The organism is Paraglaciecola hydrolytica (genome assembly GCF_001565895.1).
Lineage (GTDB): Bacteria > Pseudomonadota > Gammaproteobacteria > Enterobacterales > Alteromonadaceae > Paraglaciecola > Paraglaciecola hydrolytica.
On sequence record NZ_LSNE01000003.1, the window covers coordinates 805,360 to 818,679 of the forward strand.

Annotated in this window: 10 protein-coding genes; 1 reads left to right on the forward strand and 9 read right to left on the reverse strand. The window is 43.3% G+C overall.

Annotation, left to right across the window (positions count from 1 at the left end):
• Positions 1 to 29 precede the first annotated feature (29 nt).
• Together AX660_RS06040 and yjgA are read right to left on the reverse strand one after the other, a co-directional pair.
• Positions 30 to 2,462, reverse strand: a complete 2,433-nt coding sequence (locus AX660_RS06040) for an Ig-like domain-containing protein (protein ID WP_068373970.1) — start codon at positions 2,460 to 2,462, stop codon at positions 30 to 32.
• Positions 2,463 to 2,468: 6 nt separating this feature from the next.
• Positions 2,469 to 3,008, reverse strand: a complete 540-nt coding sequence (yjgA, locus tag AX660_RS06045; RefSeq protein ID WP_068373972.1) for a ribosome biogenesis factor YjgA — start codon at positions 3,006 to 3,008, stop codon at positions 2,469 to 2,471.
• A gap of 79 nt (positions 3,009 to 3,087) precedes the next feature.
• Between yjgA and pmbA the strand changes: the two genes are divergently transcribed.
• A complete protein-coding gene (gene pmbA / locus AX660_RS06050; protein ID WP_068373975.1) occupies positions 3,088 to 4,413 on the forward strand; it encodes a metalloprotease PmbA in 1,326 nt (441 codons plus the stop codon).
• A 72-nt stretch (positions 4,414 to 4,485) separates the two neighbouring features.
• Here the strand turns inward: pmbA and AX660_RS06055 are convergent, their stop codons facing one another.
• From AX660_RS06055 to AX660_RS06085, 7 genes are all read right to left on the reverse strand, one after another.
• Positions 4,486 to 5,598 carry a hypothetical protein gene (locus AX660_RS06055; RefSeq protein WP_068373978.1) on the reverse strand — a complete coding sequence of 371 codons (1,113 nt, stop codon included), beginning with the start codon at positions 5,596 to 5,598 and terminating at the stop codon, positions 4,486 to 4,488.
• 196 nt (positions 5,599 to 5,794) lie between these two features.
• Positions 5,795 to 6,247 (reverse strand): NfeD family protein, encoded by a 453-nt coding sequence (locus AX660_RS06060; protein ID WP_068373981.1) that lies wholly within the window; start codon positions 6,245 to 6,247, stop codon positions 5,795 to 5,797.
• Between the two features lie 3 nt (positions 6,248 to 6,250).
• A complete protein-coding gene (locus tag AX660_RS06065; protein WP_068373986.1) occupies positions 6,251 to 7,189 on the reverse strand; it encodes an SPFH domain-containing protein in 939 nt (312 codons plus the stop codon).
• A 63-nt stretch (positions 7,190 to 7,252) separates the two neighbouring features.
• A complete protein-coding gene (locus AX660_RS06070) occupies positions 7,253 to 9,583 on the reverse strand; it encodes a carbohydrate binding family 9 domain-containing protein (protein ID WP_068375261.1) in 2,331 nt (776 codons plus the stop codon).
• A gap of 216 nt (positions 9,584 to 9,799) precedes the next feature.
• A complete protein-coding gene (locus AX660_RS06075) occupies positions 9,800 to 10,816 on the reverse strand; it encodes a GGDEF domain-containing protein (protein WP_201027408.1) in 1,017 nt (338 codons plus the stop codon).
• 272 nt (positions 10,817 to 11,088) lie between these two features.
• Entirely contained in the window at positions 11,089 to 12,408 is a 1,320-nt protein-coding gene (pepQ, locus tag AX660_RS06080; RefSeq protein ID WP_068373996.1) for a Xaa-Pro dipeptidase, read from the reverse strand.
• Between the two features lie 149 nt (positions 12,409 to 12,557).
• A complete protein-coding gene (locus AX660_RS06085) occupies positions 12,558 to 13,319 on the reverse strand; it encodes a gluconate 2-dehydrogenase subunit 3 family protein (RefSeq protein ID WP_068374001.1) in 762 nt (253 codons plus the stop codon).
• Position 13,320 lies beyond the last annotated feature (1 nt).

Here is a 13,320-nt window from a genome sequence, read left to right on the forward strand (position 1 = left end):
CGACAGAAGCAAAAATACCTTTGGCACTGCTAAGGTAAAGTCACCACAAAACTCACCGTAGATTCCACTCCACTTGGCGTTGTTACAAGTACACTAACGGTAGCGGTTGTGGCATTTCCTGTGTCATCACTGCGGCTATTGGTCAGGGTAAACTTGGCTTGTTGAGCCCCTGTTTTATTAGTTGAGCGGGCCAATATATTAATCTCTCCTCCCAATAATCCAGCGGTACTGCTTATTATAATTGTTGAACCAGATGGTATAGGTTGAGCGGCAGTGTCTGAATAAATAAGGTCGAAACTCAGGCTTTCACTGCGTGCAATACTTAAGGCTGGCTGTGTAATGTTTGGATGATTGCTCGCAATAGCCATACCGTTCGACACGACATCAAGCAGGCTTTCTGAGCTTGACATAACCAGCTCTAAAGCTTGTCTGATATGCACAGTGGCCGCACTACCTTGGCCGCAGGCACTATCACTGATACATTGGGGGCCATTGAATAATCCATCTGGCCCGTCAAATTGGCCATTGCTGTTGTAGTCCAAAAATATTTCAGATGCATCTTTTAGATTGTTTGCGTTATCGTCGCGCCAGGCTTCGCTGTAATCAACAAATCCTGTTAAACCGTAAGCACTGGATTCTAAGCCACTATCGGTATTATCGATAAGAGCCGGGCCATCTGCATTGTCATAACTGTTGTTACCATTGGCATCAAATAAGGTTTCATGACCAATCGCTGTGGCTAGAATGGTAATTCTGTGGTCAGGAGTGCGTGGGTTGGCACTTGTCCATATAACCGAGCAACTACCCGCTACAGTAGTACAACTGGGTTCGATTATGCCACCTTCGGTAGTAAAGCTTACAGCAGTGCCATCTGGAGCCGGATTATTAAAGGTATCAGCAAGACGTGCGACTATATCAACGGTTTGACCACTAATGTTATTTGTCTCAGGATTAAGATTGCTGGCTGACAAGGTAAAACTGTTTTGATCAGGCAGGCCGGTGTTTATCGACAATAAGTCAGATTGGGTGCGCAGTATTTCACCTGAGCTTGCAGTAACGTGTGCGGTTACCCTGACCGAAGTCGGCACATTACCCGAGGTTACACGAGTGCTAATCTGACCTTGGGAATTGGTAAAGCCTTTGTCAGGAGATAAGCTTAAACCTCCCGTACTGGTATTGAGAGAAAATGTCACCTCTTGTTGCGCCAATGCATTACCTAACGACCCCTTAACTTCAAACACCAAGGTTGAAATGGTGTTGCCGCCAGTACCTTGTAACACGATCTGGTTTGGGTCGGCCGACACAAAGGTGATTGAGCCAACCGAGTCAGGCAAAATGCTTATGGTTCTGGATACTGACATCAGTGAGTTATTAACTAGTACCGAAGCCGTCACCACATCCTGATTACCACCACAATTTAAATCTTCAAATGTAGATTGGGCAATGCCATTGATAGTATTGACCTGTTGGTCGATAGCTGCCAAACCATTACTAACACAGCTTGAACTAAAACTAACTGGGGTTTGACTTAAAATACGCTGGTCATTTTGATCCACCAGCGCCAAAGTAAAACCTAGGGTGGCACCTGCACTTAGCTCAACATTGGCATCTGCCGTTTCACCAATAATACCTAAAGCATTTTCAATAAATACATCACCCGCAAAATACCCTAAGCGTATAGTGTCTTGGGTATTGGAATTAGCGGATTGAATTTCGTAATTAACACTGGCAACTAGGCTGATATCCCCAAGTTGAATTTGCGCACTGGCGGTGCCCGCACCTAAATCAGCTGTACTGCCCGCTAAAGTAACTTGAGCTACCCCATTAGCATTGGTTAATGCAGAAGTAATGGCTAGGTCACCACGCTGAGCCATGAAAGTGACGATGGTATTGGCCATCGCTTGAGCTTGGGCATCTAATAGGGTGACCTGTAATATGGCGCTTTCATCTGCCCTAAAACGGTTAATATTTTGGCCGTTTTGCAATAGGGCGAGTGTAACGCTGGGCTGTGTGACAACTACAGTGCCAGCACTGAGAAATTCATAGTTAGCATTGGCACTTAGCTCAGCATATTGCGCCACTATGGTAGCGGCAGCGACATCAGCGGCACTGCTTGTAAGGGTAACTTGTGCAATACCAGCAGCATCGGTTAATTTACTGGCAGTAGATAAGCTACCTAATTCTGCAGTAAAACTCACCACCTGCCCTACGACCACACTGCCATTATTGGTTAATTTGGCTCTGACACATAAGCTGTCACCAGCAGTAAAGCTGTGGTCAGTAACGCTCTGACAACTAACATCCAATATCTGTAACGTTAAGCTGTAGTTGTTAGTGTTGCCACCGCCACCAAAAGGGTCATCGCCATTGGCTCCCGAAACGCCTTTTTTGCAAGAGTTTAAAAAAACCAACATAAAAGCTAAAAAGATAATGTGTACGAGTTTTCCCTTTCTATGTGCCATATTTTTTTATCCGTTAATGACTTCTTGTAGATACTTAAATAATTCTCTAGCAGCTTTGGGCGGTTTATTTTCTGCTTGTTGCTTTTGTGCCTGACGCGCAAATTGGCGCAACTTTTGGCGGTCGAGCAAGGGATGCTGAGATATTGCTTTTTCAATTTTTTCCTCATTGCCATTGATCACGTTGTTTCTAAGCACTTCAATTTTGTGAAACGCGGCAGAAGAGGTTTGATGAGCAGACCTAATTACACCTATGGCTTGTTCAATGGCAACAGTATCGCGCTGACGCATCATTTTACCAATCAATTGTAACTGACGACGAAAACCTTCTTTTTTGCGGGTAATACGTCTTGCAAGCATTACTGCATCAAGCAAGGCTTCATCCATAGGGATTTTAGCTAATTCAGAAGGGCTAAGTTCGATTAAGGATTCACCTAACTTTTGCAAGTCCAACATCTGGTTTTTTAACTGAGTTTTACTGAGGATTTCGCTCTCGTTTTCGATATCAAAATCACTTTCTACATCTTTGTTTTTTTTAGGGGCGGCCATGGCTTGATCTTTAGTGTTACACTAGGCCTAGATTGTAACCTTGATAACACTATTAATATAGTTCGATAACGCGGGTCGTATGCAGCAGCAATTAGCAGAAATTCAAAACATAGTCGAAGATGCCCTCAAACTAGCCAAAACAATGGGGGCTACCCAAGCTGAAGCCAGCATGTCAAAGGTGCAAGGTATTGCGGTTTCCTCCCGTTTGAAAGAAGTTGAAACCGTTGAGTTTACCAACGATGGCGGTTTGGGTATCACGGTTTATCATGGCAAGAAAAAAGGCAGTGCATCTACAGCTGATTTATCTCCCCAAGCCCTTAAACTGACAGTCGAAAAAGCCATCGAAATCGCTAAACATACCAGCGAAGATCCTTTTTCTGGTTTGGCCGACAAAGAGTTAATGGCCTTTGAGTATCCTGATCTAGACCTGTTTCACCCCCAAGAACTCGATACCGAATTTGCCATCAAACAAGTTATTGCTGCTGAAGAGGCTGCATTGAATGTTGATAAACGCATTACTAACTCTGATGGCGCCTCTTATAACGCTAATTTAGGCACTAAGGTTTATGGCAACAGTCACGGCTTAAATGCCGGTTATCACAGCAGTCGTTACAGTTTGAGTTGTGTGGTAATTGGTGAACAAAATGGTGATATGCAACGTGATTATGCCTACACGGTAAATCGTGAAGCCAATTTATTGTTATCACCAGCCCAAGTAGGTCTTGAAGCTGCACAGTTGACTTTAGCCCGTCTAGGCGCCAGAAAAGTTAAAACCTGTAAAGTGCCGGTATTATTTCATCGTGAAATAGCCTCGGGTCTGTTTGGCCATTTTGTGAGCGCCATCAGCGGTGGTAACCTCTATCGTAAATCTTCTTTTTTACTCGATAAACTGGGTCAACAAGTCCTGCCTTCGTGGTTAAATATTGTTGAAAAACCTCATGTATTACGCGGCTTAGCCAGCTCTCCTTTTGATCATGAAGGTGTGATCACCAAGGATATGGAAATCGTCACCGACGGCCATCTTAATCATTATCTGATGACCAGCTACTCAGCGCGTAAAATGAACATGACAACCACAGGTCATGCGGGGGGGATTCATAACTGGTTTATCAAACACAGTGGTCAATCTGATCAAGAGATGTTGGCTAAATTAGGTACTGGCCTTTTGGTTACCGAACTCATGGGTCAAGGTGTGAATATCGTCACCGGTGATTATTCTCGTGGAGCCGCTGGTTTTTGGGTTGAAAATGGCGTGATCCAATACCCAGTTCACGAAATCACCATAGCCGGTAACTTGGCTGATATGTTGTTGAATATCGTTGCCATAGGCGCGCAGGCTGAAACCCGTGGAGCAATTCAAACCGGCTCGATATTGATTGATAATATGCAGGTTGCTGGTGATTAAGCTGACAAGCTAGATTGCAAAACGGAGGCTTATGCCTCCGTTTTTGTTACTAGTGCGTTTAATAAATAATGCTTACGCAATCAAATCGTGAATTTCATTCAGCGAAGGTAGTATGTGTGATTCTTGATAAAACAAACGATTAAGCCGTCCCAGCAAATTAACCGAACGTGAAGGATCGTGAGCTTTACGTCGATGTGAACTGCTGGTTTGCAAAAATTCCCAGGGTTTGAGGTTCCATTCCAGAATTTCTTCCAGCGAAATATCCTGCTGACTGACGGTACTTAAGATACGTTCGGTTTTACTTTCATTGGTGGCTAAAGCCGTTTGCTCATAAAGGCTATCCACATTTTGGCCAATTATTTCAATGGTGTGGTAGATCGCCTGCCAAATCTCATCATGACTATGATGTTTACCTTTAGGTGCATAATAACCCATCACTTCCCATTCCAGTTCAGCATTACCTACTGCAATCGAACTGCCGGCTCTGGGCGAATAAGATAAGTCGGGGCGGGCACCAATATTATAGGCATCAACAGACAAACCTATATTGATGGCAATATCCCCCATCTGATTTGTATTTATATAAATGGCTTCAAAAGCGGCTCGTTTTACGCCCATCCAGCCATATACAACAGGGGGGAGCGCAGCAAAATCACGCACATCATCGGGTAAGTCTTCACCGTATTTATCGATAAACAAGGGCGAGGGATCTTGGGTGACGTTTTCGTTAGGAACCCAAATTTCATACTCCTGGCGATTGTCAGCCTTACCGCGGCTTTTGATGCCATAAGATAAGTTGATAGGCCGACATATTTTTCGGTCTTCGCCTTCCTTATGGAAAAATTCCGAACGAAAACGTTTGATAAAAGGCGCCTCTAATCCGGCAATAGCCGCAGTAGGATAACGAAAACCGATGTCACTGTGACTGACCACTTTAAAACCGTCAATATGCTTTTCGAGCAGGGATTTAACCCCGCGTAAGGTTTTGAAATTAGGCACCACTATACTGCGCTCGGGTTCAATACTAAGGCGTTTGCCCTCGGCCGTCACAAACTTAGGCGTTTTATGATAGCCATGTTTATCGAGCCCCAAACTTTGCGCGAAGTGATTTCTCGTCATGGCGAGTTCGCTAAAAAGCGCATCGTGATTACGAATATGTTTGAATAATGGTCGGTGGGTGGCCATCGTCTTTTGCTCTCCATTGCGCTTTAATTGTATTGCCTCTTTTTATATGGGGAACATAGGCAAAGTACAAGCAAATCTTCGATGTGTTTGTGCAGATAGTTGGGATATAAAAAGCACTCTAAAGAGTGCTTTTGCATACTATTTTGTTGTTATGCGGCTTTAAGTCAAAAACGTCATAGTCTTTATTTGCCCACGTTTATTGAGCTTTAATATAAAACACACCCACTGCTGCTTCACTTACTTCTACTTTAGTACCCGCAACTAGAGTTTCAGAACTGATAAGTTTCCACTCGATCCCTGAGTAACGGTATTTAGCTTGATGCTCGGGTGACACGGTTTCTGTTAGTACAAAACTGTGCCCCACCAAATCGCCTTTAGCCTTGGTTTTGTCCACTTTAGATTGGAGTTTTTTGAGCGGCTTCCACAATATAATTGCAGCCAAGGCGGTTAATATTGCCACTGACATAGCTGCATTTGTGATGGTTTCTGGAAATAGTCCAACATACAACAATACGCCTGTTATGGCCGCTGCTAGGCCCACAAAAAATAGTACAAAGGTTGAAAAACCTAACACGGCTATTTCAATGGCCAGCAGGGCTAAACCGAGTATCAATAAGCTTTCAGCCAAATTATTGCTTACCCATTCCATACATTAGGCCTTTTTGTTTAAGGTATTTATGATGGTCATTGCCTGGGCAACCATACTGGCTGCATCGGTTCCGCCATCGGGTAATAACACTACAGAAGATTCTTTGGCGATGGCACGTTTAGCTTCAATAGCTTTGGTGGCCAGATCAAGTTGAATCGCTTTTTGCCCTTGTTCGGTGGCAGCGGCTTCACCTACTTGGCGTAGTGCCTCGGCTTGTGCACTGGCTACTGCGACTATGGCCTTAGCCTCACCTTCGGCACGTAATACGGCTTCAGCCTTGTCAGCTTCAGCTGCCAATACCACAGAGGCTTTTTGTCCTTCAGCGCGGTTGATGGCAGCTTGTCTGTCGCCTTCAGATTCAAGAATTTGTGCACGTTTCACCCGCTCAGCCTTCATTTGTGCTTCCATGGCTTCCATTACGGATTGTGGGGGCACTATGTCTTTAATTTCGTAACGTAGTACCTGAATACCCCATGGGCCAGATGCTTCGTTGATCGCGGCGACTATGTTGGTATTGAGTACGTCACGCTCTTCAAAGGTTTTATCCAGTTCCATTTTACCTAGCTCAGAACGCATGGTGGTTTGCGCAAGTTGGGTTACCGCAAATACATAATCGTCAATGCCATAAGTGGCTTTGTAGGGATCTAAAACTCGAAAATACAGCACGCCATCTACTGATAGGGAAATATTGTCTTTGGTGATGGCACTTTGTTCAGGCACATCAACCGCTTTTTCTTTTAAAGAACGATCAGCTGAAATTCGATCAATAAAGGGCACAATAAAATTCAAGCCCGCTTCTTTAGTGGACTGATATTTACCAAAACGTTCAATGACATAAGCGCGGTTTTGCGGCACAAACTTGATTGAGGTTTTGAGCAGGACAATGACAAAAACCAGCACCAGAGTTTGCACGTTAAGAATATAATCGAGTAGATTTTCCATGTATTGCTTCCTTACTACAGGTGGCGAGATTTGCCACCTGTCTAATATCTGTTCTTTTGGCTACTAATTCAACCAAGCATAGCTAAATTTCATGAAAACAGAATGTTCGGTGTTAGTAAGTGAGTTGATTACATCGTTTTGTTGCGCCGCATTTGAATAACCCACAAAAAACTTAGTGAGAGGGTTCACTTTGTAAGAATAAAGTAACTGAGCACTTAGATCACGACTGCGCTTATCCACGCTAAAAGCATACAAATCAGGATTTCGTTCAATGTCTGAATAAATCGCGATAAAACGCAAAAACTGACGTTGATCAAACTGATAAGTAATACGCAAATCACTTAGGTTAGCGCTAAACAGAGGCTGCTCTTGTACCTCTAGTTTTTTGTAAACGTGAGTCAGATTAATTTGTAAATGCTGGCCTATATTCCAACCTATGCTAGGCACAAGTTGAGTTTGGCGACCTAAACGATTGTTATCAAAATCTATTTCATCGCCAAGGCGCACAAACAGTTCGAGGTAAAGTGGGCTAATAGGCCGAAATTCGCCATACAAAGTGACAAAACGTTCATTAAATAAGGTGGTATTGTTGCTGATGGCTAGTTTGCTCGGATCATGTCGTAAACCAACCCGTTTACGTTCGAGATAACCTAGTTCAAAATAAGACTGTAATTGGCCTTGCATGCCCAGGTAAATCTCACTTTCTTGCTCCAATAATTCACCAGCATCATTGTGTGAAATGTCCCAGTCACCACTGATTCGAATTTTATTCCACCAGGTTTTTTCGTTATACCAATTATAACCACCACCAATGACTTTTTGTTGGTGGTCGGCCAAGGGGCCAAAACCCAAATCGGTGCGGAAATCCGCACCGCGGGATTGCAACATGGCTCGTGCGTCCCAGTTTCGTTCATCATGGTTATAGTTAATGCGATAGCCTGTATCACTAAAATTTTGGTATTTTTGTAGACGCAGTGCCGCCTCTGAAAAGTCATTATCGTTTTCACAGTTGTTAGCACAAAATTCTTTATATAAATCTTCGGGGTAAGCGGTATCGGATTTGAGTAATTGCACTTTTAGGGTGTCTTGCGCGCTGATTTGATACTTGCTATCAAAGCCATACACATAATTGTGGTAAGGCCCGGCTTCACGTACCGTATTGGTCCAGCCTATGGCGAGGTCATCCGATACATCATAACGATAACGCAAAGCCATATTGGTGGACTTTTCGTCAATTTGCGCAATGCTCGAACCCAGATTGCCCGGCACTAAAAACGTAGCTTGTTCGTCATTTGCCACAAACAAACCAAAAGTATGCTCATCCATGCGTCCCGTCACCTTGGTTCCATAATCAGGCGCATTGATGTTACGGGTGTAAACCAAATCAAAATTGCTTGAAAAATAATCGGCGTTTTCGAGAAAAAACGGACGTTTTTCATTAAAAAATAACGCAAAGGTATTGTTGATACTAAGTTGAGCAGAGTCAGCCTCTACTTGTGAAAAATCGGGGTTCAAGGTGGCTTGTAGTGATACTTCCGGAGTAATACCCCACTTAAGATCCAAACCAACTTCAGTATTGTCTGCATCTTGCCACTTAAGATCGTCAGTTGGGTTGCGACTGCGGCTTTTACCAGTAACCAGTGAAGGTACAATCGCTAGGTTTTTGCCTTGTTTTGCCTCTTTAAATCCGTTTATCTCGCCAATCTGACACAGGTAACAGGCGTTATTACGATCCTGAGGTAAATTGGAGATACGTAATCTGTCTTGGCGTGGGTAAAAACGCAAAAATTCGGCGGCCCACGTTTTTTGCTCGGTGCTTTCTACAAAGTTCATGATGCGCAGTGGAATAGCAATTTCAACCTGATAACCTTGCTCATCGATGGTGCCAGCCGATTGCCAGATAGCATCCCAACTATCGTTTTCTTCCCCGATCATTTCATTTTGAATCGCATCAATCTGAATGCCATGAGCATTAACAAAAAACTCATAAGCCAAACGTCTGTCGTTAAATGTGTCCAGCACTATGCCGACAATGTCATCATTCCATACACTATCGCGATCACGATAATGAGCACGGATATCCTCAGGCTTAGGATCACTAGCTTTAAATGCGACATACAGGGTCTCGCCATCTTCAAAAATCAATACTTCGGTTTTGATAGGAGGAGCGGTGTTTTCTGAAGGCCGAGTGACAAAATTGAGCTCAATACGCTGTGCCTGTTGCCACTGACTTTCGCTTAATATTCCGTCAATTTCGATTTGTCCGTTGAGGTTGGGAATAGCATGTTGCTTGTCTACTAATTGCAGGTTTTGCGCAAAAAGTGGGGCACTCAATAGCAGCAACATAAGGGTAAAAAGGCGTTTGCCCGGCAGGCACAAAAAGAGGTAAGACATGAGATCGGGTTCCGGTTTTTTATTATTCACTTAACTGTGAGGCGTAAATTGACGGGCGTTACCTTAATAAAATGCACCACAAAATACAGTGTTATGCGCTTAATCATCTAGTTACTCAGATTAAAGGCTCGTATATAAGTCGAAGTAAAAGAGAATTAAGTTTAAAGCAGGGGAAATTTTTTAAAAAATAGGTATTTGTCGTGATCAATAAAAGTGTCAGGCTGCGGCCACTACCTGATTACGCCCAGCGTTTTTGGCTTGATATAGAGCTTTATCCGCTTCAGCAAAGGTTTGACTCAAGGGTTTATCAGGCTTGAATTGAGACACACCTATACTGACCGTCACTTTTCCTACGGTAGAAAAAGAATGGCTTTCGACTGCTGTGCGTAGCCGCTCTGCTAAGGTTAAGGCGCTGTCAAATTTAGCACCATTAGCAATCACTAAAAACTCTTCACCGCCCCAACGACCAAGCATATCCTGAGGACGTAAATTAGCATTCATGCATTGGGTTATTTCGCGCAGAGTATCATCCCCGACTAAATGGCCATGCACATCATTAATTGATTTAAAAAAGTCGATATCAATTAATAACAAGGAAAACGGCGTATGTTTGGCTACACGTGAATCCAACTCTGCTTCGAGTAAACGACGGTTACCTATGCCTAACAAACCATCATTATTGGCTGCTTGCTCCATTTGCAAAGCCTTTAATTGGGATTCTTTTTGCGTTTGTTTGAGCTTGATCACACCAAACATACAAAAGATATACACAGCGTGGGATAGGGTAATGTTGATGGATAAAGCCTTAAGCGCCGCCGACTCAACGTGTAACAATCCCAAGTAAGGTAAAATCAATAAACTCACCAACAAGGCATAAATCGCGATGGTACTAATGACTGCTTGTTTAACTGACAAAAACAAAAAAGCCACCAGATAAAGAATCGGCAGCCATTGTAAGGTAGAGGAAAACGTATAAATGTCACCAGAATTGGCTGAATTGATAAAACTTAAAATGGTTAAACTTATCAGATATAGCGACATATAAAAAAACAGTAAAATCTTGGCTGTATTAGCACGTCGTAAAAAGTGCGCAAGAAGCAAACAAAAAGCCGCCACAATGATGGTGATAAAATATCCATAGCGGTCATAAGGTAAGATCACATCAAAGTATTCTTCTAAGCCCCAAATCAACGCCACCACTGCAATGCCAATTAGCATCAAGGTGACAAACAATCTGTCACTTGGCGTCCTGTTGCCTAGCTTATGGTGAGTGGTCATGGCTTATTTAAATCTCTACAAATGTTAAATCCGTCATGCTGAGATGGCATGACTAAAGCTCGCAGTGTGCCTTAGTTGAAGCGAATATGGCAATAAATTTGTGTGTTTTTTAAACAGCAGGATGTTCGATAAAGATATAAAAAGCGAGGGTTTGAATTGGGTAATAGTGCCGGCAGACGGGAATAAAGCTTTAGCACTTGAAAGTGCTAAAGCTTATAAAGAGGGTTTTAGTTTAAGCCTAGTTCGCGGGTCATATTTTCGTTACGTTCGCGGTGCACAATTATGTTGTCTTCAATGCGAATGCCACCAAAAGGTTTGAGTTCTGCCACGCTATCCCAGTTAATGTATTTAGATTGCTCACTGGCTTTTAAATCGGCCAACAAACTATCGATAAAATACAGACCTGGTTCAATGGTGAATACCTGACGGGCTTCGATAATTCGTGTTGTGCGTAAAAATGGATGTTCTGCTGGTGGAGGATTAGGTGTGCCCCAATCATCTGCCACATGTCCTGCAACGTCATGCACTTGTAAACCCAAAAAGTGGCCAATACCATGAGGGAAAAAGATACTAACAATTTTTTGCGCGACTATGTCATCTGGTGCCAGATTAACGACACCAAATTGCGATAACAAACCAGCGATTTGGCGATAAGCCTCAATATGGATTTGGCTATAAACTACACCGGGCTTAAGCATATCAACCAAGTTCAATGTGACCTGATGCATAGCTTGAACTAACTCGGCAAACTGACCTGACTTTGCACTATATGTACGGGTAATATCGGCGGCATACCCCTTACAACTCGCTCCAGCATCAATCAAAAATGAACGGCTATCAGCAGGAGCTTGTTTATCAACTTGCATATTGTGCAAAATAGCCGCGTTTTCGTTGAGGGCAATAATATTGTTATAGGGCACTTCGTTTTCGCCCTGACCCACTGCACACAGATAAGCTAAATTAATTTCAAACTCACTCAAGCCTTGTTCAAACGCAATTTTTGCCGCTCGGTGACCGTCAACCGCTAGGCGATTAGCTTCACGCATGCAGTGCAATTCGTAATCGGTTTTATAGGCGCGTTGATAATGTAAATAGTGCATGACACGATCAGGATTAACCAGTTCAAAACCTAAGGCTTTTGCTACCTCAATAAATTCACCAATATAAGCATATTTGCTTTTATCAAAAGGTAAGTGTTTTTCAACGGCATCAGCTTGCGTAAGAAATACGATATCAAATTGCTCAGCCCAAAAATCGCTTGGTTCGGCTGGCACTTTGTGCCAAAAATCTTTGGGTCGATAAAATACTAATTTGGGTTTATCCGTGCCATTAACTATCAACCAGCAATTGGGGTTATCCACCACCGGCAGCCAAGCTTTAAACTGCGGATTGACATGAAAAGGATAGTTATTGTCGTCCAGAAACATTCGTTTGCCTTGGCCAGAATGAATGATCAGGCCATCAATACCTTCACGTTCTAGGGCATGACGGGTACGGTTTTGTAATTCTTGAATATGCTGAGGATAAGTTTGGGCAAATACGGACATTGACGAGTCTCTTATAAATCTAAATTACCCTTAGCCTAACATAAGCGCTAAATGGGATACATCTGTGGTGTAAATAAGGGTTTCATCCGCTGAATTGTCAAACCAAAAGGTAGCCGTTTAATGCTACCTTCCAGCCACAATGTGACTGTTTAGCTTTGCTCAGTATAGACATAATCACTTAAGCCAAGTTTATTCAATATTTCATCCAAGTGGGCTAAGGCCTCGTCACTGGGGCCGGGATAATCACCGGCGATTGGCACGTTACCTAAATAACCAATCTCTTTAGTGCCTTGCGGCGAACAGAAAAACGCGGCTAAAACCAGTTGGCGGAAAACGCTAAAAGCACCCGCTATACGGCTAAATTCACTAGGTGTTTGCTCAGTCTGATAGGCAATATCATCCATAATGGCAAACTGTTGCTCGGTTTTTAAGGCGACAAATTTTTGCCCAAAACGCAAAGCCGCTTCGTCATCTATCCAGGCTAGGGTATTGAGTATATTGGGCCTGTCGTTCTGTTGTCTTTCATACGGAGCACTGACCCACTCGTCAATAACATCAGGCACATTAACTTCACTGGCCGAGGGAATATCACCATCCCGAGGTACCAAAATATCAGAGAGCATGGCCACTAAAGTCAGTTGTTCTGCGTTTAAGGTGCGTGGCCAGGCAGAGCGGGGTGGAATGATTAAATTGGGATCTTTGCCATAACCAACACTACTAATTGGCGTAAGCTTTAAATCTGGCCAATGGCCTACAACAGATGAGGTAATAGAAGTTGAATTGGGAGTGCAAGCCACCACGCCCGGTAATACTGCGCTGGCCGCCAAAACACTTAACCACTTAAGTGAGTCGCGGCGACTCATGGTAGGCAAGTAGTGATAAGCTTTACTATTGGGTTGATTATCACTCATC